Below are 24,194 nucleotides of genomic sequence, written 5' to 3'. Positions count from 1 at the left end.
TGTCCCGGTTACGGAACAGCAAGAATTTCGTGCCAGATTGCTGGCAATAAAGCAGGAAAGACCGCGCAGGTGTATTACTTTAAGCGAAACCGGACGCTTTTGGGTGGTGCCTTCACCACCTCGGAACTGGTGTTTCATTCGGTGGTGCGCAGCATTCGTTCGCAACGATCGAACGCGGTGCTGGCGGTGATCATGAATATCGTCCAGATTCTTGCACTGGTGACGGTGTTTTATCTGATCATGACGCTGGTCGGAAGGGTAACCGGCTTGTCCAAGATTCGCGGCAATTCGATCCTGTTCTTGCTGTCTGGGGTGTTTCTGTTCCTGACGCACGTGAAATCCGTAAGCGGCGTGGCCGGGGTTGCGACCGGAAACAACCCAATGATGCTGCATTCGCCAATGAACATGATGGTGTCGCTTCTGGCAGCGGCGTTCGGGACGTTCTACACGCAACTGGTTTCGATCCTGGTCATCCTGTTCATGTATCACGTCGCCATCGAACCGCTTGAAATACAGGATCCGGGTGGCGCGTTCTATATGCTTGTGCTGGCCTGGTTTACCGGCAGCGCAGTTGGCGTCCTGTTTATGGCGCTCAAGCCCTGGCTTCCGACATTTGTGTCCATTTCGTCCGTCGTCTACCGTCGGATCAATATGATCTTTTCTGGCAAGATGTTTGTGGCCAACAGTCTGGGTGGGTTCACTTTGACCATGTTTATCTGGAACCCGCTGTTTCACGTCATCGACCAATGCCGCGGGTTCGTGTTTCGCAACTATTTCCCGCGCCAGACCAGCTGGGAATACGCGCTTTGGGTAGGCATTATCCTGCTTTTGATCGGTTTGCTGGGCATTTTCTTCACCCGTCAGCACGTGTCGAAAAGCTGGGGGGCGCGCAGCTAGGTCGCCACGCGCAACGTCAGATTGATCCGACCACCCTTGGGCAACAGTTTGGATGATCCGAACCGGATACGGTCCACCCCGTGATAGGTCAGGCGCGCGGGGCCGCCCATGATCACCACATCGCCCGAGTTCAGCCAGATCGACTCGGTCTTGCCGCCACGGGTGGTGTTGCCGATGCGAAACAAAGCATCATCGCCCAGCGAGATTGACAGGACTGGCCAGGAAAAGTCAGCTTCATCCTTGTCCTGATGCAGTCCCATGCGGGTGCCCTCGCCATAATAGTTGATCAGGCAGCAATCCGGGTCGCGCTCGACGCTGGCGAGGACGTGCCAGATTTCAAGGATCGGATCGGGGATCACGGGCCATGCCACCCCCTTGGGATGGTGATCCTGATACCGGTACCCCGCCCGGTCCGACACCCATCCCAGCGCCCCGGCCGAGGTCATTCGGACCGACATCTCTTTGCCCGATGGCGTCGTCGGGCGGAACAGGGGTGCGGATTTCAGAATCGGGCGCAACAGATCTATCAGCGCGGTCTGCGCTGCCACATCCAGATAGGCTTTTCTGATATCGAAATCGCGCAAAAGCAGCCGCGTCATCGAAGATTCCTCAATCCTTGCCGAAACGTTGCAAAAAAGGCCCCAGATTCCCGAAAACCTGCGATTTACACCGCTTGCAGGCTTTTGGTCTCGCCCTTATATACGCCGGGACGCGTGATGGTGTAGGGCCATTGCGCAATTGAGATCGAGGCAGGGATGCCATAACGGGTCCCGGCCTCGGGACATCGCCTTGAAGAGAAAGGGATCGAACATATGAGTAAAGTAATCGGGATTGACCTCGGAACCACCAACTCGTGCGTGGCTATCATGGACGGCTCGCAGCCGAAGGTCATCGAAAACGCCGAAGGGGCGCGGACCACGCCCTCGATCGTCGCCTTCACCGAAGATGAGCGACTGGTCGGTCAGCCTGCAAAACGTCAGGCGGTCACCAACCCCGACAACACGATCTTTGGCGTCAAGCGCCTGATCGGTCGTCGTGTGGATGATGCCGAAGTCGAAAAAGATAAGAAAATGGTGCCGTATGCTATCGTGAATGGTGGCAACGGCGACGCGTGGGTTGAAGCTCGCGGCGAAAAGTACTCCCCAAGCCAGATCTCGGCCTTCACTCTGGGCAAGATGAAGGAAACCGCAGAAAGCTATCTGGGTGAGGAAGTCACGCAGGCGGTTATCACTGTTCCGGCATACTTTAACGATGCTCAGCGTCAGGCCACCAAAGACGCCGGCAAAATCGCTGGTCTGGAAGTGCTGCGGATCATCAACGAACCGACAGCGGCTGCTCTGGCCTATGGTCTGGACAAGGAAGAAACGCAAACCATCGCGGTTTATGACCTTGGTGGTGGTACCTTCGACGTGACAATTCTGGAAATCGACGACGGCCTGTTCGAGGTTAAATCGACCAACGGTGACACCTTCCTGGGTGGTGAAGACTTTGACATGCGCATCGTCAACTACTTGGCGGATGAGTTCAAAAAGGAACACGGTGTCGATCTGTCTCAGGACAAGATGGCTCTGCAGCGTCTGAAAGAAGCCGCCGAAAAAGCCAAGATCGAGCTGTCCTCGACCTCGCAGACCGAAATCAACCAGCCTTTCATCTCGATGGGTGCCAACGGTCAGCCGCTGCACATGGTCATGAAGCTGACCCGTGCCAAGCTGGAATCGCTGGTTGGCGATCTGATCAAGAAGTCGATGAAGCCCTGTGCAGCCGCTCTGAAAGACGCAGGTCTGTCGGCAGGCGACGTAGATGAGGTTGTTCTGGTCGGTGGTATGACCCGGATGCCGAAAGTGATCGAAGAGGTCACCAAATTCTTCGGTAAAGAGCCGCACAAAGGCGTGAACCCGGACGAAGTTGTTGCCATGGGCGCCGCCATTCAGGCCGGTGTTCTGCAGGGTGACGTCAAAGACGTGGTTCTGCTGGACGTGACACCGCTGTCGCTGGGTATTGAGACGCTGGGTGGCGTGTTCACCCGTCTGATCGACCGCAACACCACGATCCCGACCAAAAAGTCTCAGGTCTTCTCGACCGCCGAGGACAACCAGAACGCCGTGACCATCCGCGTGTTCCAGGGTGAGCGTGAAATGGCTGCGGACAACAAGATCCTTGGTCAGTTCAACCTCGAGGATATCCCGCCCGCACCGCGTGGTATGCCTCAGATCGAGGTGACGTTTGACATCGACGCAAACGGCATTGTCTCGGTTTCGGCCAAGGACAAAGGTACCGGCAAAGAGCAGAAGATCACCATCCAAGCCTCGGGCGGTCTGTCCGACGCGGATATCGAGAAGATGGTCAAGGACGCCGAGGAAAACGCCGAGGCCGACAAGGAACGCCGCGAGCTGGTCGACGCCAAGAACCAAGCGGAAAGCCTCATCCACTCGACCGAAAAGTCGATGGAAGAGCATGCCGACAAGGTCGACCCGACCACTATCGAAGCGATCGAGCTGGCGATTGCCGCGCTGAAGGACGAGCTGGAAACTGAAAACGCCGACAAGATCAAGTCGGGCATTCAGAACGTCACCGAAGCCGCGATGAAGTTGGGCGAAGCCATCTACAAGGCGCAGTCCGAGGAAGGCGAAGAAGAACCGGCCGCAGCCGATGCAGCGCCGGGCGATGATGACATTGTCGACGCTGAGTTCGAAGATCTGGACGACGACAAACGTAACTAACGGCTCACCGGGCCAATGCGGGCCGGTCCGTTCTCCGGGCCGGCCTATTTACGTTGAGGCAGAAGGACATACTGATGTCAAAACGCGACTATTACGATGTGCTCGGCGTAGCCAAGGGCGCATCGGCGGATGAGATCAAAAAGGGTTTTCGCAAGAAAGCCAAGGAATTGCATCCGGACCGCAATAAAGACAACCCGGATGCCGAAGCGCAGTTCAAAGAAGCAAATGAGGCTTATGACGTGCTGCGCGATGCCGAGAAAAAAGCGGCCTATGATCGCTTTGGCCACGCCGCGTTTGAAAATGGCATGGGCGGTGGCGGCCGTCCTGGTGGTGGCTTCGGTCAGGGCGATTTTTCCAGCGCCTTCTCGGACGTGTTCGACGATCTGTTTGGCGATTTCATGGGTGGCCAACGTGGCGGAGGCGGTGGACGTCGCGCCGCCCGCGGCTCGGACCTGCGCTACAACCTGCGCGTCACGCTAGAAGAGGCGTTCTCGGGTCTGCAAAAAACCATCAACGTGCCGGCCGCTGTGGCCTGTTCAGCCTGTGACGGTTCGGGTGCCGAAGGTGGTGTAGAACCGACAACCTGCCCGACCTGCTCGGGTATGGGCAAAGTTCGGGCACAGCAGGGTTTCTTTACTGTGGAACGCACCTGCCCGACTTGCTCGGGTCTGGGCCAGATCATCAAGAACCCCTGTAAATCCTGTGGCGGTGCGGGTCGCGTGGAAAAAGAGCGCGCGCTATCCGTCAACATCCCCGCCGGGGTGGAAACGGGTACCCGTATACGTCTGGCGGGCGAGGGTGAGGCCGGAATGCGCGGCGGCCCTCCGGGTGATCTGTACATCTTCGTCGAAGTGTCGGACCATAAACTGTTCGAGCGAGACAGCGTAAACCTCTATTGCCGCGTGCCAGTCAGCATGGCCAAAGCAGCGTTGGGCGGTTCGATCGAAGTTCCCACCATCGACGGTGGCCGCGGTCGCGTGCAAATCCCGGCGGGCAGCCAGTCAGGTCGTCAGATGCGCTTGCGCGGTAAAGGTATGCCGGCTTTGCGCGGCGGCGGTGTAGGCGACATGTTCATTGAACTTGCAGTGGAAACGCCGGTGAACCTGACTAGCCGTCAGAAAGAACTGTTGAAAGAGTTCGACGACTTAGGAGAAGATAACCACCCAGAGTCCAAAAGCTTTTTCTCATCCGTCAAATCTTTCTGGGATGGAATGAAGGGCTGAAAAGTCGAAAAGGGGGCTCTGCCCCAGCCGCCCGTTTCGGGCGACTCCCCCGGTATACTTTTGGCCAGGTAAAGTGGGATCCGCTCTTCATCTGGCCATAAATATCCCGGAGCGCGAGGCAGAGCCTCGCAGAATCCTCTTGATTATTTCTTGCGCGCCTGAGATGTTCCGCGCCAACCGTTGGGGTGCCTCCTAGAAGGGGCTGAGAGGTGCTTTCGCATCAACCCATCGAACCTGATCCGGGCAATTCCGGCGGAGGGAACGGTCGTCAAACTATAGACGGTTTCTACGCCGCGATTGCCCCAAGAATTTGGAGCAACGATATGGCCCGTATTGCATTGACGATTGCCGGTTCGGACAGCGGCGGTGGGGCTGGAATTCAAGCTGACCTCAAGGCCATGTCGGCGCTTGGGGTATACGGCGCCAGTGTGATAACGGCAGTGACGGCGCAAAATACCAGGGCGGTTACGGCGGTTCACGGGATCCCGCTGGATGTGATTGCGGCGCAGATCGAAGCGGTTCTGACGGACTTGGACGTGGGTGCCGTCAAGATCGGAATGCTCGCAACGCCTGACATTATCCACACTGTGGCCGACAGCATCGCTGAATTCGACGGCCCTATTGTGTTAGACCCTGTGATGATCGCCAAATCCGGCGACGCTTTGCTTGCCGAGGATGCTGTTCAAACTCTTCGGGATGTGTTGGTGCCTCGTGCCTCGGTCTTGACACCGAATTTGCCCGAGGCGGCGTGTTTGCTGGGGTCTTCTGATGCACAAAGCCCCAATGAGATGGTTGAACAAGGTCGCGCCCTATGTGGGTATAGGGCGCAAACTGTTCTGATGAAAGGGGGGCATGGGCAAGGCGAGATTTGCCATGATCTTCTGGTCAGTTCGGCAGGGCTGATCGCCGAGTTCACCGCACCGCGCCGCCAAACCAGAAACACGCATGGCACCGGGTGCACCTTGTCTTCGTCTATTGCGGCCGGATTGGCCAAGGGCCTGACGATCCCGGACGCGGTTGCGCAGGCTCATGACTATTTGCAAGGTGCGATTGCCAAGGCGGATGCATTGGATATTGGGCAGGGCCACGGCCCGGTTCATCATTTTCATGAGGTTTGGCCTGCGTGACGATCTGGTCGGTCATAGGTGCCGGTGTTGCCGGATTGGCCGTGGCCAGCGAGATGGTGTCGCGCGGCGCCAAGGTGCAGGTCTTTGATCCCGGTGGCCCGCCCGGTGCGCATGGGTGTTCGTGGTGGGCTGGCGGGATGCTGGCCCCATGGTGCGAATATGAAAATGCCGAAGAGCCGGTGCTGCGATTGGGAAAGACCGCGTTGGACTGGTGGGCCGCGCGTACACAGGTGCAGCGGCGCGGAACTCTGGTCGTGGCTAATCCGCGCGATCTGCCGGATTTGCGGCGGTTTGCGCGCAGGACCCAGGCATTCGCAGATGTTGATCAAACCCAAATTCGAGAATTAGAGCCTGATCTGCATGGCTTCTCCAAAGCTTTGTTCTTCCCGGATGAGGCGCATCTGGACCCTCGGCAAGCGCTGCAGGACCTCTATCGGCAGTTGCAGGGTCAAGGGGTTGAATTTCACCAGAAACTCGCCCCGCCCCGTCTGGAAAACGCGATAGACTGTCGAGGGTTACATGCACGCGAGGTTTTGCATGATCTGCGCGGCGTGAAGGGTGAGATGCTGGTGATCCGCTGCCCGGATATCCACCTGACCCGCCCGGTGCGGCTGTTGCATCCGCGGATGCCGCTCTACATCGTACCGCGCGGAGATGGCGTTTACATGCTGGGTGCAACGATGATCGAATCCGAGGATAGCAGCCGGATCACCGCGCGCTCCATGCTAGAGCTGCTCAGTGCAGCCTACGCGCTGAACCCGGCCTTCGGTGAGGCCGAGGTTCTGGAGATTGGTGTCGATCTACGTCCTGCATTTCCCGACAACCTGCCGCGTATCCGGCGCTTGGGCCACACGATCTACGCCAACGGCCTGTATCGCCACGGCTATCTGCTGGCCCCGGCTTTGGCGCGGGGTGTGGCCGATCTGGCACTTGAGAACAAACATTCGGAGATGGTCGATGAAGATCGTGCTTAATGGCGAATCCCGCAAAATTGCGGCTCTGACACTGGCCGATATGCTGGTTGAGTGCGGATTCTCGGGCCGGGTCGCAACGGCGGTGAACGAGGAATTCGTTCCTTCGAGCCTGCGCATCTCGCACAAATTGGTGGATGGCGACCGGGTCGAGGTCGTCGCACCGATGCAGGGGGGCTGAGGATGAAGACGTTCTACAGTACCGAATTGCCCAACCCCTTGATGCTGGGCACAGCACAATATCCAAGCCCGGCCATTCTGGAGCAGGCGTTTCGGGAAAGTGGGGCCGGAGTGGCCACTGTGTCGCTGCGGCGTGAATCCGGGGCGGGTCAGACCTTTTGGCAGATGATCCAGGACCTCGGCGTGCTGATCCTGCCAAACACTGCCGGGTGCCATACGGTCAAAGAGGCTGTGACTACTGCGCAGATGGCGCGTGAGGTGTTCGACACCAAATGGATCAAGCTGGAACTGATCGGGCACACGGATAGTCTGCAACCGGATGTGTTCCAACTGGTCGAGGCTGCCCGCATCCTGACCGAGGAAGGGTTTCAGGTCTTCCCCTACACCACCGACGATCTGATCGTGGGTGAACGTCTGCTGGCTGCAGGGTGTGAGGTGCTGATGCCCTGGGGCGCGCCGATTGGGTCGGGGCGCGGGCTGAACAACGAATACGCGTTGCGGGCGATGCGGGCAGAATTCCCGGATGTGCCGTTGGTGATTGATGCGGGCATTGGCCTGCCCAGCCACGCCTCGCGCGCGATGGAGCTGGGCTATGACGCGGTACTGCTGAACACCGCCGTGGCGCGCGCGGGTGATCCGCCGGCGATGGCGCGGGCCATGATGCAGGCGATTGAGGCCGGGCAACTGGCCCATCAAGCCGACCCGATCGAGGCGCGCGATATGGCCGAAGCCTCGACCCCCGTGATCGGAAAGGCGTTTCTGTCATGAGCCTCGACCGCTTTTACCCGATCTTTGATCACTCGAACTGGCTGCGGCGGATGCTGCCTTTGGGCGTGAAACTGGTGCAGCTGCGCGCCAAGGATCAACCCGATGCGGTGGTGCACGAACAGATTGCGCAGTCACGCGATCTGTGCCGCCAGCATGGCGCGGTTCTGGTGGTGAACGACTATTGGCAGGCCGCGATTGAGGCCGGATGTGATTGGATTCACCTGGGGCAGGAGGATCTGGACGATGCCGATCTGAAAGCTATCCGCAAGGCTGGGCTGAAGCTGGGCGTGTCGACCCATGATGACGACGAACTGGAACGCGTTCTGGCCATGGACCCGGACTATGTAGCGCTTGGGCCGGTCTATCCGACCATCCTGAAAAAGATGAAATGGCATCAGCAGGGTCTGCCGCGCGTCACCGAATGGAAGGCGCGGGTGGGCGATATCCCTCTGGTCGGGATCGGCGGGATGAGCGTCGAGCGCGCGTCGGGTGTTCTGCAGGCGGGGGCTGATATCGTCTCGGTCGTCACAGATATCACCCTGAACACTGACCCCGAAGCGCGCGTGCGCGAATGGATCGAGGCCACCCGATGAGCCGTTATGCCCGCCAAACCATCCTGACCGAGGTAGGCGCAGAAGGGCAGGCGCGTCTGTCCTCGGCGCATGTGCTGGTTGTGGGGGCCGGAGGGCTGGCTGCGCCGGTCTTGCCCTTGTTGGCCGGGGCTGGGGTAGGGCGGATCACGGTGATGGATGGGGATACAGTTGATCTGTCCAACCTGCATCGCCAGACTCTGTTCGCGCAGGCGGATTGCGAGCGACCCAAGGCCAAAGTGGCCGCCGAGAGGTGTCGGGCCTTAAACGATGAGATCGAAGTTGAGGCGCTAGAACATGCTTTAACAAGTACAAATGCGCCCAATATGGCCGCGCAGGCGAATGTGATCCTGGATTGTGCTGACAGCTATGCGGCCAGCTATATTCTGTCCGATACTTGTTTAGCGCAGGGGAAACCGTTGATCAGCGCCTCGGTGCTGAGGATGTCGGGCTATGTTGGTGGGTTCTGCGGAGGGGCGCCCTCGCTGCGCGCGGTGTTCCCTGACGCGCCCGATAGCGGAGCGAGCTGCGCTACCGCCGGTGTACTGGGTCCGGTCGTTGGGACAATTGGCGCGATGCAGGCGCAGATGGCACTGAACCTGATCCTTGGGATCGCGCCTTCGCCCTTGGGGCAGATGGTTCAATACGACGCCCGTACCTTGCGTATCAGCACCTTCCGGTTCGACACCGCGCCCGAACCGAATAGCTGTTTTCGGTTCGTCTCGGCCAGTCAACTCAGCGCGGACGACCAGATTATTGAGCTGCGCGATGAGACCGAAGCTTCCATCGCAGCCCACCCCAATGCGCAGCGGGTTTCGCCTGAAAATTTGCAAGAAATAGACCCTAAACAAGGCAAAAGACTGGCCTTGTGCTGTGCAACCGGTCTGCGCGCATGGCGTGCAGCCGAACAGATTCAACCGGATTGGCCGGGCGAGATTGTCCTCGTCGCGGCCTCGACCTCGTAAGCGAAAAGGAAACGCGAAATATGAAAAAGCTGATTACCGCCATTGCTTTGCTGGCCGCTGCGCCAGCCTGGGCCGAGGACAAAATGACCGTCCTGCTGGACTGGTTCATCAACCCCGATCACGGCCCGATCATCGTGGCGCAGGAAAATGGCTATTTCGCCGAGCAGGGGCTTGAGGTTGAAATCGTCCCGCCCGCTGACCCTTCGGCCCCCCCGCGTCTGGTGGCCGCAGGTCAAGCTGAACTGGCCGTGTCCTACCAGCCGCAGCTGCACTTGCAAATCCACGAAGGCCTGCCGCTGAAACGCGTGGGCACGCTGGTTGCGACCCCGCTGAACTGCCTGCTGGTGTTGAAAGACGGTCCGATTAAATCTTTGGCCGACCTCAAGGGTAAAAAGATCGGCTTCTCGGTCGCGGGCGTGGAAGAGGCCATTCTGACCGCCATGCTGAATGCCCATGGTGTGGCGCTGGACGATATCGAATTGATCAACGTGAACTTCTCGCTTTCGCCGTCGCTGATGACCGGGCAGGTGGATGCGGTGATCGGTGCGTTCCGCAATTTCGAACTGAACCAGATGGATATCGAAGGTGTCGCGGGCCGCTGCTTTTACATCGAGGAAGAAGGCGTACCGCCCTATGATGAGCTGATCTATGTAGCCAACCCCGAAACCATGGATGCCGACATGATCGCGCGTTTTCTGGCCGCGACCGAGAAAGCCACGCAGTATATCGTCAACAACCCGAAAAAAAGCTGGGAAATTTTCGCCGCCACCTCGCCAGAGCTGCAGGATGAGCTGAACGCGCGCGCATGGGTCGACACTCTGCCCCGTTTCGCCCTGCGCCCGGCTGGTTTTGACGCTGGTCGGTACGCGCGGTTCGAGGCATTTCTGAAGGACAGCGGCATGATCGACAGCATCAATCCGGTCAGCGACATCACCATTGATGTGACCGCGCAATGAGCGGCTACGGCAAAGCCTTCGCGCTGATGCGTGATGCGGCGCAGGGGCCGTGGCGGGATTATACCCGCCACGCCTTTGTCGAAGGCATGAAGGACGGCACGCTGCCGCGTGAGGCGTTCCTACACTATCTGCGTCAGGATTACGTCTTCCTGATCCATTTCAGCCGTGCCTGGGCTTTGGCGGTGGTGAAATCGGAAACGCATTCTGAGATGTTGACCGCTGTGGGCACAGTGAACGCTCTGGTCGCCGAAGAAATGCAGCTGCATATCGGCATCTGCGAGGCTGCCGGGATTTCGCAGGAGGAGCTGTTCGCGACCCCCGAGCGGGCCGAGAACCTGGCCTATACGCGGTTCGTGCTAGAGGCCGGGTATAGCGGAGATCTGCTGGACCTGCTGGCAGCCCTTGCACCCTGTGTCATGGGCTATGGTGAGATCGGCGCGCGGTTGGCTGCCGAGACCTCATCCGAGACCTATCGCGATTGGATCAACACCTATGCCGGTGAGGACTACCAGGGCGCGTGCAAGGCGGTCGGAGAATTGCTGGATCAGGCTCTAACACGACGCATTGGAGCAGAATTCGAATCGTCACCACGTTGGAAGCGTCTGTGTCAAACCTTCCGTACCGCCACAGAGCTTGAGGTCAATTTCTGGCAAATGGGCCTGACCCCGTGACCCAAGCGCCTGATCTGACCATCAGTGGCTCGGCCACAATCGACGGCGCGCCCTTATTCGCGCCTTTGACCCTGACCCTTGGGGCCGGGCAGTGGACCTGTTTGCTGGGTGGATCGGGCGTAGGGAAAACCACCGTTCTGCGCCTGATCGCGGGGTTGGAAACAGGTGCCGCGTTCAATGGTCAGATCATTGCCGGTGGCGCACAGCCAGTGACAAGCCGCGTCGCTTATATGGCGCAGGACGATCTACTGCTGCCTTGGGCGACGGTGGCGCAGAATGTGTCGCTGGGCGCGCGTCTGCGGGGCGAGAAACCCGATCTTGCGCGCCGGGATCGTCTGATCGAGCGGATGCGCTTGCAGGATCATCTAACCAAGAAACCCGGCGAATTGTCGGGCGGTCAGCGTCAGCGCGTGGCCTTGGCGCGTACCTTGATGGAGGACCGGCCCATCGTGTTGTTGGATGAGCCGTTCTCGGCCCTCGACGCCCGCACCCGCGCCGATATGCAGGATCTGGCGGCCGAGGCGCTGGCGGGGCGCACCGTTCTTTTGGTGACGCACGATCCGGCCGAGGCCGCACGATTGGGTCAATCCATCATGGTGATGACCGCGCAGGGGCTGACGCCCTGCGAGCCACCTTCGGCCCCGGCCCCGCGACATGTGGATGACCTGGAAACTCTGGAGACGCAGGGCGCGCTGTTGCGGTTGCTGAGAGAAGCTGCATGAAGATCCTGTCCGCCCTTGCCGCAACTGTATTCGCGCTGGCCGTATGGCAGGCGATTGTCAGCCTGACGGGTCTGCCGAAATTCATCCTGCCCGGTCCGGCACTGGTGGCCGAGACATGGTGGCAGAACCGCTGGGTGATTGCCGAACATACGTGGATTACAGCGGTAGAGGTAGTGATCGGGCTCGCCCTCGGCACGGTTCTGGGCGTGATCACCGCGCTGCAACTGGCCAATTCACGCGCCGCGCGGGTGTTGGTGCAGCCGATGCTGGTCTTTACGCAGGCGCTTCCGGTCTTTGCGCTTGCCCCGTTGCTGACCCTGTGGCTGGGTTATGGGCTGTGGTCCAAGGTCGCGATGGCGGTTCTGATCATCTATTTCCCGATCACCTCATCCTTTTTCGACGGGCTGATGCGCACGCCACCGGGCTATCTGGACCTTGCGCGCACCATGCAGGCCAGCCCGCGCGCGGTGTTGTGGCATATCCGCATCCCGGCGGCGCTGCCCTCGCTGGCCTCGGGGATGCGGCTGGCGGCGGTTTATGCGCCCATTGGGGCTGTGATTGGCGAGTGGGTGGGCTCGTCTCAGGGCTTGGGCTATCTGATGCTGCTGGCCAACGGGCGTGCCAAGACCGACCTGATGTTTGCCGCGATGCTGACCTTGGGCGTGTTTTCGATCCTATTGCATCTGATCATCCGCCGGGCCACGGCGCGCATGGCAGGAGAAGCGCGTTAACGGTTTAGAAACCGATTCGGCGTCAGGATAAGGGCATGACCAAGGACGCCTTTGCCGAAGCCCCCATGCTGTTTGAAACGGACGAAGCGCCCGCGCAGCCGCTGCCAAGTGGTCGATTGCCCTCCTATATCAAAGACCATCGTAAGCGGCTGCGCGAAAGGTTCATGTCGGGCGGGTCCGCCGCAATGCCGGATTACGAGCTTTTGGAGTTGGTGCTGTTCCGGTCCATCCCCCGGCAGGATGTGAAACCTCTGGCGCGGGCGCTGATGGATACGTTTGGAGATTTCAACCGAGTACTAACTGCCCCCAAAGAGAGGCTGCGGCAGATCAAGGGTGTGGGTGAGACGGTCATTACCGATCTGAAAATCCTTGAGGCTTGCGCCCATCGCATGGCCCGCGCGCGGGTGATTCAGCGGCATGTGATCTCGGGCTGGGACGCGCTGTTGGATTACTGCCATACAACGATGGCCCATCGCGAAACCGAGCAGTTCCGGGTGTTCTATCTGGACCGTAAGAACGTGTTGATCGCGGATGAAGAACAAGCCAAAGGCACCGTCGATCATGTGCCGGTCTACCCGCGGGAGGTGGCGAAACGGGCGCTGGAGCTAAATGCTTCGGCGCTTATTCTGGTGCATAACCATCCGTCAGGTGATCCGACGCCGTCGCAATCGGATATCGACATGACCAACCGGATTCAGGATGCCTGTGTCGCTTTGGGTCTGACCTTGCATGACCACCTGATCATCGGGAAATCGACAGAACTGAGTTTCCGCTCGGACGGGTATTTGTAGGGGGCATTGCCCCCTCTTGGCCCATTGGGCCAATTCACCCCCACCGTATTTGGAACGAGAAGAAGTATTGGGCTATTGGACCCAAACTTCGACCCTGCGATTGACTTTTCGGCCCCATTCGGTGTCGTCGCAGGCCATGGGCATGGCTTCGCCAAAACCGTCGACATTCAGCTCGACCTTTTCGGAGATCGAAGCCTCAATCGCGGCCAGAACCGCGTTGCGCACGGTTTTGGCGCGCAGCAGGGCGATCCGGGCGTTGGCTTGTGCCGATCCGTCGCCGTCGCTGAAGCCGATAAAGGTCAGGCGTTGGGTGTCGAATTGGCCGGATTCCAGAAGCTGCGCCAAAAGCTGGATGTTGGCGCGCGATTGCGCGTCAGGGCGGGAGGAGCCTGTTTCGAACCGGAAGGACAGCGACAGCCGAGATTGGGCGCGCAATGTGCCTACGATGCGTTGTAGCTCGTCCAGCCCGATTTCAACTCCGCCCGAGGCGACGGCGTTGGCCAGGCGATGTCCCTGCTGGTCGATGGACAACAGCTCGGGGGCTTGATCGACGAAACCTGCATCTCGGATTGCGACTTGTGCCTCGGGGCTTTGGGCGAAAGCCAGAAACTGCCTTGCGATCCGGGGCAGGCGACGGTTGGGCAAGTATAAGAACATGGGCGAGGTGAGGGGGTAGTCCTCGGTCTTGATGGATTGTCGGGTCGCCGCCAGCGCGTGACCGCAGCCGCCGGTCAGGGGCAACGCGCGGACCGTGTCGACCGCCGCCTGGCTGGCGATGCCGATGGCGAACGGATCCCGTGCAACTGCCTGAACCAGAGCGCTGCTGCGGTTATGCTGGTTGATCCTTGCGGGCAGGGAGGCGTTTACCGGTGTCAGCAAACTGTCCTGCAAGGCTTGCGACGGGTCGGTGTCCGGCAGATGCACGGCAATTGGCGCGTCGGGTCCGCCCAGGCTGGTCCAGTTCGTGATCTCTCCGGTGAAGATGCGGACCAGATCAGCGGGTGATATCTGTCGGATCGGATTGTCCGGTGACACCACCGGCACCAACGCGTCCAGTGCCACGATGCGGGACCGCCGGGCCAGGGACAGATCGCCCAAACCGGCCTTGATGGCGCTGTCTTGCTCGGTTGGTCGAACCTCGCGCAGGGCCATGACGATGTCGGCCGAACCTGACACTTGATCGGCAAACCCCTGGTCGGTGGTTGTGGGGGTGAATACGAACCGACCCAGCGGTGCCGCGCGGTTGGGTTTAGTCAGCTCATAGGCAAATTGCCCGCCCTCCAGATGTAGCGGGGTCGCGGCCCACCCTTCGTGTCGGGCAAAGGCCACCAAAAGCGCGGGCAGGATGTTCTCGGCCATGACTGACGCGCCCGATAGGTGAATCTCGGCCATGAAATCTGTGAGACTGGGGCAGGCAGGGCCCGTGCATGTCACGCCGGACCCATCCACGGTCAGTTCACCGAACTGCGTGTCAATGCGATAGAACTCACCGTCATAGCCGAGCAGATTGCCGACCACCTCGACCTTGCCGTCATGCGAGGTCAGGGTGATGTCCTGCGCAACCACCTGTAACGCGGATGCCAATGAAAACAGTGCGGCCGCTGCCACACGAAGAAATGTCATAAGGTGCCCGAGCCCGCCTGCGGTTTTAGTTTGCCGCGATTTTCAGGTCTTCGAGCAAATTATTCAACACCAGAAACTCACCCGCTTCCGAACATTCCGGCAGAGTGACGGACAGGTCGCGCGCGCTGAGGCGCTGATCGCCGCGCAGTTCCAGCGATTGCAGGTGCAGTTCCTGGCCGCAATTTGCCCGGGTCACTTCGGCCTCGACCGACAGGGCGATCGAGCCGGTCTGATCGGATTGCCCTGCAGGGTAGGAATAGACCTGAACGTTCTGCGCGTCGTTCAGGTCGGGTTGACCCAGATGGACAACTTGCCCGGCGCCCTGTGTTTTGGCGTCAACCGAGACATGGCCGGTGCTGCCATAGCTTGCGCCAAACTCCAGCGCATGGATTTGCAGGTCCGTATTGCCTTGCCAGTGCAGGGCCACGCGATCGAAATGGGTGATATCGGGGATATGTGTGGTCGCAACAGTGCCCGCCTGATCCCCGACCGAGATCAGGAAGATCGCATATTCGCTGAGCGCTGGGATTGTCACTTCCAGATGACCGGTCGCGTCTGTTTGTTGCGTGACGGTCAGGCCGCTGTGATGCACATCAATCCGTTCGCCCGCGTGGCAAGGGGCAAGGACGGTCAGTTGCGCTGCAGCACCGGGTACAGCCCGCGCCCGTGCGCCGATAGCGCAGTCCGTCGGGCCCGAGGGGGCAGACCCGTTGGCGTGCAGCTTGCGATGTCCGGTTGTGGTGTCGTCCGGCGTTTCGTGGGCCGGAGTCGAGGAGGTCAGAACGATATCCTCCAGCCCTGCGATGATCGCCGTGTGATCCATGACAGAACTGATCTGCGTCTGCGGGACGTCAGGTTCCGCAGGCGTTCCATTCTGCATCAGGTAACCAATGGCCAGGGCACAGGCAACGGTACCCCCAGTGGTCACGTAGTTCTTAATTACAAACAAAACACCCTCCCCAGTTGAAGGAGCGAGTCGCACCCTGCGGGTCAATCACGGCCAATATGTGGCCGTGACGCGGGTTAATTGTGTCTGAACTAAGGTGATGTCAGGTCAGGCGTCCGTGGCAATGTTTGAACTTCTTGCCCGAACCGCAGGGGCATCTGTCGTTGCGTGACGGGTTGCCCCATGTGCTTGGATCGTTTTCATCGAAACCGGGTCGCGCATCACCCGAGGCTTCGGCCTCGGCCACAGCTTCGGCCTGGCCTGCGGCCTGATCGACCGCCTGCTGCGCTTGGGCCTGTTGGGCCTGCATCTGCGCCAACATCTCGCGCTGTTCTTCCTCGGTCAGAGGGCGCACGCGCGACAATTGCTGAGTCACGGTTTCGCGCAAACTGTCCAACATGCTTTCAAACAGCTGGAAGCTTTCGTTCTTATACTCGTTCAGCGGATCGCGCTGGGCATAGCCCCGGAACCCAACGACCGAGCGCAGATGCTCCAGTGTCAGCAGGTGTTCACGCCATTTGCTGTCGATGGTGTTCAGCAGAACCTGCTTTTCGATGTTGCGCATGTTCTCGGGGCCAAAAGCGGCCGCCTTTTGCGCCATCATCTCGTCGGCGGCCTTGACCAAACGCTCGCGCACCTGTTCGTCATCCACGCCTTCTTCCGCGGCCCAATCCTGTACGGGCGCGTCGATGGTCAGCTTGTCCTTGATCGCCTCGTGCAATCCATCGGTGTCCCACTGATCAGCATAGGATTTCGGCGGCATGTATTCGTCGATCAGATCGTCGATGACCTGTTCGCGCATGTCCGAGACCACATCTGAGAGGTCATCGGCAGACATGATCTCGCGCCGTTGGCTGAACACCACTTTCCGTTGGTCGTTCATCACGTCATCAAATTTCAGGACGTTCTTGCGCATGTCAAAGTTGCGGCCTTCGACCTTGGATTGCGCCCGCTCCAGCGATTTGTTGACCCAGGGATGAACGATGGCCTCGCCCTCTTGCATGCCCAGGGTGTGTAGAACTTTGTCCAGACGTTCCGAGCCAAAGATGCGCATCAGGTCGTCTTCGAGGCTGAGGTAAAATACTGTGCGGCCCGGATCACCCTGACGGCCCGAACGGCCACGCAGCTGGTTATCGATGCGGCGGCTTTCGTGGCGTTCTGATGCCATAACAAACAGACCACCAGCGGCCAGAACCTTTTCTTTTTCCTCGGCGTGAGTTGCTTCTTCGGCCGCGCGCAGTTCGGCGGGGTCGGCCTCGGGGTTTTCGGCCAGCGCCTTCAGCACTTTCATTTCCACATTGCCGCCCAACTGGATGTCGGTTCCGCGACCGGCCATGTTGGTGGCGATGGTGACTGCGCCCAGACGCCCCGCATCGGCGACGATCTGCGCCTCTTGCTCGTGCTGGCGGGCGTTGAGAACGTTGTGCTGGATGCCTTCTTTGGTCAGCATCTGGCTGAGCAGTTCGGATTTCTCGATCGAGGTGGTGCCCAGCAGAACTGGTTGGCCCTTTTCCTGCGCTTCTTTGGTTTCTTCGATCATCGCGCCGTATTTCTCGGCACCAGTGCGATAGACCTGATCATCTTCGTCTACACGTGCAATTGGCTTGTTGGTCGGAACCTCGACCACGCCCAGGCCATAGATTTCTTGGAATTCTTCGGCCTCGGTCAGGGCAGTGCCGGTCATGCCGCCCAACTTGTCATAAAGGCGGAAATAGTTCTGGAAGGTCACGCTGGCCAGCGTCACGTTCTCAGGCTGGATCTGTACACCTTCCTTGGCCTCGATGGCCTGGTGCAGACCTTCCGACAGACGGCGACCCGGCATCATGCGCCCGGTGAATTCGTCGATCAGAACGACATTGCCGTCGCGCACGATATAGTCCTTGTCGCGCTGGAACAGTTTGTGCGCCCGCAGACCTTGGTTCACGTGGTGAACGACCGTGGTGCTTTCGGGATCATACAGCGAATGGCCCTCGGGGATCAGTCCGGCTGCGATCAGTTGTTCTTCAAGAAACTCGTTGCCTTCATCGGTGAAGGTCACGTTCCGCGATTTCTCGTCCAGCGAATAGTGGTCGTCCTGCAACGAAGGGATCAGCCCGTCGATCGTAGTATACATGTCAGACCGGTCCTGCGACGGGCCCGAGATGATCAGCGGCGTGCGCGCCTCGTCAATCAGGATCGAGTCGACCTCGTCCACAATCGCGAAATTGTGGTATTTTTGATAAATCTCGGCCAGATCGGACTTCATGTTGTCGCGCAGATAGTCGAATCCCAACTCGTTATTGGTGGCATAGGTGATGTCACAGGCATAGGCGGCTTTCTTTTCCGCATCTGGCTGACCAGACCAGATCACACCCGTGGTCATGCCCAAAGCGCCAAAAACCTTGCCCATCCAGTCCGAGTCGCGCTTGGCCAGGTATTCGTTCACGGTGACCACATGCACGCCCTTGCCGGTCAGAGCGTTCAGATAGGCCGGGAACGTGGCGACCAGCGTTTTGCCCTCACCTGTTTTCATTTCCGAGATGTTGCCCTGATGCAGAAACGCGCCGCCCATCAACTGCACGTCAAAGGCACGCAGACCCAGCGCGCGCTTGGCGCCTTCGCGTACGTTGGCAAAGGCTTCGGGCAGCAGGTCATCCAGGCTCTCGCCGTCCAACGCCCGTTTACGCAATTCCTCGGTCTTTTCCTTCAGACCGTCATCCGACAATTTCTCGAACTCGGGTTCCAGCGCGTTGATCTGGTCGATCAGGGGGCGGGTCGCCTTGATCTTGCGGTCGTTCGGTGTTCCGAACACCTTTTTGGCGAGCGTTCCGAGTCCCAGCATGTTCACTCCAGCGGATCTGTTCTTGTCTTGGTTGCGACAGGCTTGCCCACCTTGCGCGCAACCCATAGATACGGGGGGTGAAAGGCGGCCCTGTCCAAGGCTTCAAAGCGATGTAAGCGGCAGGTTCCACAGTGTCAACGCTGCGCCCCGTCGCGGCTAGAAAATAGGATGAATCCATGCCCAAAGGCCTCACTTTTCTGCCATCGCTGGCCCTGACTGCCGTGCTGGCCCTGCCACTGGCCGCCGAAACCCAGCCCGATCCCAGCGCGGTCGTGGCCCGTGTGAACGGGGAAGAGATCACATTGGGTCACATCATCGCTACTGCCGCAGCCTTGCCCGAGCAATATCAGCAGATCGAAGACGATGTTCTCTATGATCTGATTGTCGATCAGTTGATCCAGCAGCAATTGCTGGGCCAACAGCAGGACGCGCTGACCCGGCTGAACGCATTGGGCATCGAGAATGAAACCCGATCTCTGCGTGCGGTGCAGACTGTGAATGCGTTGATCGAGGAAAATCTGACGGATGAGGCGATCCAGGCCGCCTATGATGCGCAATATGCTGATTTCCAGGGCGCGGATGAATATAACGCCAGCCACATTCTGGTCGAAACCGAAGAAGAAGCGAATGAAATCAAGGCTCAGCTTGATGACGGTGCCGATTTCGCGCAACTGGCGCGCGAGAAATCCACCGGCCCGTCCGGCCCGAATGGGGGTGAGTTGGGTTGGTTCGGCCCGGGTCGCATGGTGCCTGCCTTCGAGGCTGCCGTTGTCAGTCTGGAAAAGGGCCAGGTTTCGGACCCTGTGAAAACTCAGTTCGGCTGGCACGTTGTCACCCTGAACGACAAGCGCAAAACCGAAGCCCCGGATATTGAGGCTGTCCGCGTCGAACTGTCCCAAGGTCTTCAGCAGGAGATCATTCAGGCGCGCATCGACGAGCTGACCCAGCAGGCCGAGATCGAGCGCCCCACGACCGAGGGTGTCGGACCCGAGGCACTGCGTCAGATCGAACTGCTTCAGGAGTAACCGTCCGTGACAACGATTACCAAAGTTTCGCCGCTGGCTCGGGCGGCATTCCCCGACCTGCCCGCAATTGACGGTGTGCGCTTTGCCACTGTTGAGGCGGGTGTGCGCTACCAGGGCCGCACCGATGTGATGCTGGCGGTGCTGGATCCCGGTACCTCGGTGGCGGGGGTGTTCACGCGTTCCGCCACCCGCGCGGCCCCGGTGCTGGATTGTCAGGACAAGATCGGTGGGGCCAGCGATGGTCCGGCGGCTATTTTGGTGAACTCGGGCAATGCCAATGCATTCACCGGGCACTACGGCCAGACCTCTGTGGCCGAAGTGACGCAGGCCGTGTCCAAAGCCACCGGCGTCGGGGTCGAGCGGGTATTTACATCGTCCACCGGCGTGATCGGCGAGCCGCTGCCCCATGGTCGCATCGTATCGCAGCTTGAGACGCTTAAAATGGGTCTCAGCCGCCACGCCATTGAAGACGCCGCGCGGGCGATCATGACGACCGACACCTTCCCCAAGGGGGCAAGCGCACAGGTCGAGATTGACGACAAAACAGTCTCTATTTCTGGGATCGCCAAGGGTTCAGGCATGATCGCGCCGGATATGGCGACGATGCTGGTTTACATCTTCACCGATGCGCAAGTCGAACAATCGGCGCTACAAGCGATGCTGGGCGCGCAGACCGACCGCACCTTCAACTGCATCACGGTGGACAGTGATACTTCGACCTCGGACAGCTTGCTTTTGTGCGCGACCGGGGCTTCTGGCGTGGATGCAACCGGAAACGCCGCGTTTGCGCAGGCGCTTGAGACGGTGATGCTGGACCTTGCGCAGCAGGTGGTGCGCGACGGTGAAGGTGCCACGAAATTCGTAGAAATTCGTGTGACCGGAGCAGCCACGGACGCGGATGCCAAGGTGCATGGGTTGGCGATTGCCAACTCGCCGCTGGTGAAAACGGCGATTGCGGGCGAAGACCCGAACTGGGGCCGCGTGGTCATGGCCATCGGCAAATCCGGAGCGGCTGCGGATCGCGACCTTCTGAGCATCTCTTTCGGCGATATTCTGGTGGCTGAGAAAGGCTGGGTCAGCCCCGACTACCGCGAGGAAGACGCTGCCGCCTATATGAAAGGTCAGGATCTGGTGATCGCGGTCGATCTGGGGCTGGGTGAAGGCGCATCCACCGTTTGGACCTGCGACCTGACGCACGGCTATATCGAGATCAACGCGGATTATCGTTCATGAAGACCGTTTTGGTGTCGGCCGTCGCCCTGATCGACGTCGAAAGCCGGGTGCTGCTGGCGCAGCGCCCCGAGGGGAAGTCCATGGCCGGTCTGTGGGAATTCCCCGGCGGCAAGGTCGAACCCGGCGAAACCCCCGAGGTCGCCCTGATCCGCGAGCTGGAGGAAGAACTGGGCATCAACACCTGGGCCTCCTGCCTAGCACCGCTGACCTTTGCCAGCCACAGCTATGACAATTTCCACCTGTTGATGCCGCTGTTCGCTTGCCGGAAATGGGAGGGGATACCACAATCAAAAGAAGGTCAGGCGCTGAAATGGGTCCGCGCTAATGATCTGCGGAACTATCCTATGCCCGCAGCTGATGTGCCGTTGATCCCGATTCTGCGGGATTGGTTGTAGTGTCGCGGCAGGGCGCATGCCCCCTGTGGCCAAAAGAGAGCACGCGGTGGTCGGAATTGCGTGATTTGTGACCTGTACCCCTGATCCTAAAGTATTAGGCCCAGCCGAGCTGTTTCAAGGAATGCGCATCATTCCATATCTTGGTCATGTGTTTGATTTTGTCACCGTCAAACTCAATGGCATAGACGTATTCCGCGGCCAGAGTTTTTCCCGTAGCAGGCACTGGGCCATCCACGGAATGAGTTCCATGGAACACGGCAAATATGCTTGCAATTCCACGCTCTTCATCAACAGAAAATGATTTGAGCTCATAATGACCATCCGGGATCGGAGTCAGCAGGTTTTTCATCCAGTCTGCGTAACCTTCCAGGGAAGTGACGTCGGCCAATGCGTCGGCTTGTGCTGAAAACGTCGCGCCCTCATGGCAAAAGTTTTTGCAGGCGTCCCAGCCTTTGCCTGTATCGCAGGCCTCAAAGAATTCTCTTGCGGCTTTTCGGATAGACATGTGTTTCCCCCCTACGAAACTGTGGCCAACCGTGTTGGCCATCAACTGAAGCAGTAAGAAACAGGGTACGCTGAAATAGCTCATTATCAAAATGCGCGGAAATATCGTGGCTTGGTGACGACATTTTGACTGATGTGCTCCGGCGATCCATCCAATCCATCACCCTTCCACCCCTGTTACAATTCGTAAGAATTGAGAAAACATCAGGCAAAACTTGCCGCTGATCCTCCGCCTGTCCCTTCGTGGGGCATTGGCGTTCGGGCACCATCCCGAACCCGCCATTTCCGACCCAAGGGAGGGGTCGGGTGGGGAGGAGAGAAAGATTGGCTCAGACGCAATCGGGCGCTGAAGGGTTGGTTTCCCTTCCGGCGCTGTTACATCGCAATGCGACGCAGTTCGGGGATGCCCCGGCCTACCGGGAAAAGGAATTCGGGATCTGGCAATGCTGGTCCTGGGCTGAGACCGCCGCCGAGGTGCGTAAACTGGCGTTGGGATTTCTGGAGATCGGCGTTGAGAAGGGCGACCATATCGCCGTCATAGGCCGCAACCGCCCGGCGCATTACTGGTCGATGGTGGCCGCGCAGATGGTGGGGGCGGTGCCGGTGCCGCTGTATCAGGACTCTGTCGCGGAAGAGATGGCCTATGTGCTGGAACATTGCGGCGCAAAATACGTCGTCTGCGGTGATCAGGAGCAGGTCGACAAGGTCATCGAGATTCAGCAGGGCCTGCAACAGGTCAAGCATATCCTCTACACTGACAAGCGCGGGATGCGGAAATACGACCACAGTCAGATGAACGCGCTGGACGACATCATGGCCGAGGGCAGCGCCGGTCACGCACGGTTCGACGCGGAACTGGACAAGCGTATCGCGGCGATCACCTATGACGATACCTGCGTGATGCTCTATACCTCGGGCACTACGGGCAAGCCCAAGGGCGTGGTGCTGTCGAACCGTAATGTGATCGAAAGCGCCAAGAACTCGGCCGAGTTCGATCATCTGACCCGGAACGAAGATATTCTGTCCTACCTGCCGATGGCGTGGGTGGGCGATTTCATCTTCTCGATCGGTCAGGCCTATTGGTGCGGCTTCTGCGTGAACTGCCCCGAAAGCGCCGACACGATGATGACCGACCTGCGCGAGATAGGGCCGACCTATTTCTTTGCCCCTCCGCGCGTGTTTGAGACGCAGCTGACCAATGTGATGATCCGGATGGAGGATGCGGGCAAGCTGAAGCAACGCATGTTCCGACACTTTATGGATCACGCCAAAAAGGTGGGCGGTCTGTTGCTGGATGGCAAGCCGGTCGGGTTTGGCGACAAGGTAAAATACGCGCTGGGCAACATGCTGGTTTATGGTCCGTTGAAGGATACGCTGGGTTATGGCCGGTTCCGCGTCGGCTATACAGCGGGTGAAGCCATTGGGCCTGAGATTTTTGATTTCTACCGCTCACTGGGTATCAATCTGAAGCAGCTATATGGTCAGACCGAAGCCACCGTTTTCATTACTGTACAGCCAGACGGCGAGGTGCGCGCGGATACGGTTGGTGTTCCTGCGCCGGATGTTGAGTTGAAGATCGACGATAAGGGCGAGATTCACTATCGATCGCCCGGTGTGTTTGTCGAGTATTACAATAACCCGGATTCGACCGCCTCGACCAAGGATGCCGAGGGTTGGGTGGCCACAGGTGATGCAGGGTTCATCGAGGAAGGGTCCGGCCATCTGCGGATCATCGACCGTGCCAAGGACGTGGGCAAAATGGCCGACGGGTCGATGTTTGCGCCGAAATATGTCGAGAACAAACTGAAGTTCTATCCCGATATTCTGGAAGTTGTACTGTTCGGTAACGGCAAGGATCGCTGCGTGGCCTTCATCAATATCGACCTGACGGCGGTGGGTAACTGGGCCGAGCGGAACAATGTGGCTTATGGGTCCTATCAGGAACTGACCAGTCATCCGCGTGTGTTAGAGACGATCAAGTCGCATGTGGAAGAGGTCAACAAGTCGGTTGCGGCAGATGAGATGCTGTCGGGCTGTCAGGTGCATCGCTTTGTGGTCCTGCACAAAGAGCTGGATGCGGACGATGGTGAAATGACTCGGACCCGAAAGGTGCGGCGCGGGTTTGTGGAAGAGAAATTCCACGACATCATTGATGCGCTTTATGACGGATCATCCAGCGTTTCGACCACGACTGAAGTAACCTATGAGGACGGGCGCAAGGGGTCGATCTCGGCAACGCTGGAGATTGTGGACGCGCCGGTTGTTGCTGCGACCTCGCACAAGGTGGCGGCGGAATGAAGGCCGTTCGAGCGCCGCTCGACCTTGCGGTCATCGC

The 24,194-nt window shown here is 59.2% G+C and carries 23 protein-coding genes and 1 riboswitch; of the genes, 18 read left to right on the top strand and 5 right to left on the bottom strand.

Features of this window, described 5'->3' with window-relative positions; translation table 11 throughout:
• Positions 1 to 69: 69 nt before the first annotated feature.
• A complete protein-coding gene (locus ACR0DB_RS17195) occupies positions 70 to 897 on the top strand; it encodes an ABC transporter permease (protein ID WP_170786131.1) in 828 nt (275 codons plus the stop codon).
• Here ACR0DB_RS17195 and ACR0DB_RS17190 read toward each other — a convergent pair.
• Complete coding sequence (locus ACR0DB_RS17190) at positions 894 to 1,496, bottom strand: alpha-ketoglutarate-dependent dioxygenase AlkB family protein (protein ID WP_480552204.1); 603 nt, start codon at positions 1,494 to 1,496, stop codon at positions 894 to 896. The genes ACR0DB_RS17195 and ACR0DB_RS17190 overlap by 4 nt on opposite strands.
• Before the next feature lie 213 nt (positions 1,497 to 1,709).
• Between ACR0DB_RS17190 and dnaK the strand changes: the two genes are divergently transcribed.
• From dnaK to radC, 13 genes are all read left to right on the top strand, one after another.
• Complete coding sequence (gene dnaK / locus ACR0DB_RS17185; protein WP_480552203.1) at positions 1,710 to 3,617, top strand: molecular chaperone DnaK; 1,908 nt, start codon at positions 1,710 to 1,712, stop codon at positions 3,615 to 3,617.
• Between the two features lie 74 nt (positions 3,618 to 3,691).
• The gene (gene dnaJ / locus ACR0DB_RS17180) at positions 3,692 to 4,840 is read left to right on the top strand and encodes a molecular chaperone DnaJ (protein ID WP_170786125.1); all 1,149 of its coding nucleotides are present in this window, start codon (positions 3,692 to 3,694) and stop codon (positions 4,838 to 4,840) included.
• A gap of 171 nt (positions 4,841 to 5,011) precedes the next feature.
• A riboswitch (TPP riboswitch) is annotated at positions 5,012 to 5,118 on the top strand.
• 45 nt (positions 5,119 to 5,163) lie between these two features.
• Positions 5,164 to 5,967 (top strand): bifunctional hydroxymethylpyrimidine kinase/phosphomethylpyrimidine kinase, encoded by an 804-nt coding sequence (gene thiD, locus ACR0DB_RS17175; RefSeq protein ID WP_480552202.1) that lies wholly within the window; start codon positions 5,164 to 5,166, stop codon positions 5,965 to 5,967.
• Positions 5,964 to 6,941: a glycine oxidase ThiO gene (gene thiO, locus ACR0DB_RS17170; RefSeq protein WP_480552201.1), complete on the top strand. Its 978-nt coding sequence runs from the start codon at positions 5,964 to 5,966 to the stop codon at positions 6,939 to 6,941. The genes thiD and thiO overlap by 4 nt, the downstream gene beginning before the upstream one ends.
• Entirely contained in the window at positions 6,925 to 7,119 is a 195-nt protein-coding gene (gene thiS, locus ACR0DB_RS17165; RefSeq protein WP_480552200.1) for a sulfur carrier protein ThiS, read from the top strand. The genes thiO and thiS overlap by 17 nt, the downstream gene beginning before the upstream one ends.
• A 2-nt stretch (positions 7,120 to 7,121) precedes the next feature.
• Positions 7,122 to 7,886: a thiazole synthase gene (locus ACR0DB_RS17160; RefSeq protein WP_170786117.1), complete on the top strand. Its 765-nt coding sequence runs from the start codon at positions 7,122 to 7,124 to the stop codon at positions 7,884 to 7,886.
• A complete protein-coding gene (locus ACR0DB_RS17155; protein ID WP_480552199.1) occupies positions 7,883 to 8,479 on the top strand; it encodes a thiamine phosphate synthase in 597 nt (198 codons plus the stop codon). The genes ACR0DB_RS17160 and ACR0DB_RS17155 overlap by 4 nt, the downstream gene beginning before the upstream one ends.
• Positions 8,476 to 9,441, top strand: a complete 966-nt coding sequence (locus ACR0DB_RS17150) for a ThiF family adenylyltransferase (RefSeq protein WP_480552198.1) — start codon at positions 8,476 to 8,478, stop codon at positions 9,439 to 9,441. The genes ACR0DB_RS17155 and ACR0DB_RS17150 overlap by 4 nt, the downstream gene beginning before the upstream one ends.
• Before the next feature lie 20 nt (positions 9,442 to 9,461).
• Positions 9,462 to 10,397: an ABC transporter substrate-binding protein gene (locus ACR0DB_RS17145; RefSeq protein ID WP_480552197.1), complete on the top strand. Its 936-nt coding sequence runs from the start codon at positions 9,462 to 9,464 to the stop codon at positions 10,395 to 10,397.
• A complete protein-coding gene (gene tenA, locus ACR0DB_RS17140; RefSeq protein WP_480552196.1) occupies positions 10,394 to 11,068 on the top strand; it encodes a thiaminase II in 675 nt (224 codons plus the stop codon). The genes ACR0DB_RS17145 and tenA overlap by 4 nt, the downstream gene beginning before the upstream one ends.
• On the top strand, positions 11,065 to 11,790 hold the full coding sequence (locus ACR0DB_RS17135) for an ABC transporter ATP-binding protein (protein WP_480552195.1): 726 nt from the start codon (positions 11,065 to 11,067) through the stop codon (positions 11,788 to 11,790). Before tenA ends, ACR0DB_RS17135 begins: the two co-directional genes overlap by 4 nt.
• The gene (locus tag ACR0DB_RS17130; RefSeq protein WP_480552194.1) at positions 11,787 to 12,521 is read left to right on the top strand and encodes an ABC transporter permease; all 735 of its coding nucleotides are present in this window, start codon (positions 11,787 to 11,789) and stop codon (positions 12,519 to 12,521) included. Before ACR0DB_RS17135 ends, ACR0DB_RS17130 begins: the two co-directional genes overlap by 4 nt.
• A 35-nt stretch (positions 12,522 to 12,556) precedes the next feature.
• A complete protein-coding gene (gene radC, locus ACR0DB_RS17125; RefSeq protein WP_480552193.1) occupies positions 12,557 to 13,312 on the top strand; it encodes a RadC family protein in 756 nt (251 codons plus the stop codon).
• Between the two features lie 72 nt (positions 13,313 to 13,384).
• Here radC and ACR0DB_RS17120 read toward each other — a convergent pair whose 3' ends face one another.
• From ACR0DB_RS17120 to secA, 3 genes are all read right to left on the bottom strand, one after another.
• Entirely contained in the window at positions 13,385 to 14,935 is a 1,551-nt protein-coding gene (locus ACR0DB_RS17120) for a substrate-binding domain-containing protein (protein WP_480552192.1), read from the bottom strand.
• A gap of 25 nt (positions 14,936 to 14,960) precedes the next feature.
• Positions 14,961 to 15,884, bottom strand: coding sequence for a hypothetical protein (locus ACR0DB_RS17115; protein ID WP_480552191.1), 924 nt, complete (start codon positions 15,882 to 15,884; stop codon positions 14,961 to 14,963).
• Positions 15,885 to 15,984: 100 nt separating this feature from the next.
• Complete coding sequence (gene secA / locus ACR0DB_RS17110) at positions 15,985 to 18,702, bottom strand: preprotein translocase subunit SecA (protein WP_170786096.1); 2,718 nt, start codon at positions 18,700 to 18,702, stop codon at positions 15,985 to 15,987.
• 176 nt (positions 18,703 to 18,878) lie between these two features.
• On the opposite strand from secA, the gene ACR0DB_RS17105 reads away from it, so the two are divergent.
• Genes ACR0DB_RS17105 through mutT form a run of 3 tightly spaced genes read left to right on the top strand, consistent with a single transcriptional unit; the run spans position 18,879 to position 21,355 of the window.
• Positions 18,879 to 19,727 carry a peptidylprolyl isomerase gene (locus ACR0DB_RS17105; protein WP_480552190.1) on the top strand — a complete coding sequence of 283 codons (849 nt, stop codon included), beginning with the start codon at positions 18,879 to 18,881 and terminating at the stop codon, positions 19,725 to 19,727.
• 6 nt (positions 19,728 to 19,733) lie between these two features.
• Positions 19,734 to 20,960: a bifunctional glutamate N-acetyltransferase/amino-acid acetyltransferase ArgJ gene (gene argJ, locus ACR0DB_RS17100; RefSeq protein WP_480552189.1), complete on the top strand. Its 1,227-nt coding sequence runs from the start codon at positions 19,734 to 19,736 to the stop codon at positions 20,958 to 20,960.
• Positions 20,957 to 21,355 carry an 8-oxo-dGTP diphosphatase MutT gene (gene mutT, locus ACR0DB_RS17095; RefSeq protein WP_480552188.1) on the top strand — a complete coding sequence of 133 codons (399 nt, stop codon included), beginning with the start codon at positions 20,957 to 20,959 and terminating at the stop codon, positions 21,353 to 21,355. Before argJ ends, mutT begins: the two co-directional genes overlap by 4 nt.
• A gap of 94 nt (positions 21,356 to 21,449) precedes the next feature.
• Here the strand turns inward: mutT and ACR0DB_RS17090 are convergent, their stop codons facing one another.
• Positions 21,450 to 21,860 carry an ester cyclase gene (locus tag ACR0DB_RS17090; RefSeq protein ID WP_170790241.1) on the bottom strand — a complete coding sequence of 137 codons (411 nt, stop codon included), beginning with the start codon at positions 21,858 to 21,860 and terminating at the stop codon, positions 21,450 to 21,452.
• Positions 21,861 to 22,183: 323 nt separating this feature from the next.
• Here ACR0DB_RS17090 and ACR0DB_RS17085 point away from each other — a divergent pair, with 323 nt between their 5' ends.
• Positions 22,184 to 24,157, top strand: a complete 1,974-nt coding sequence (locus tag ACR0DB_RS17085) for an AMP-binding protein (protein ID WP_480552187.1) — start codon at positions 22,184 to 22,186, stop codon at positions 24,155 to 24,157.
• Positions 24,158 to 24,194: the final 37 nt, after the last annotated feature.

This window comes from Ruegeria sp. AB6 (assembly GCF_056542685.1).
The sequence above is the reverse complement of the archived record's forward strand: the minus strand, read 5'-3'. Positions and strand labels throughout refer to the sequence as shown.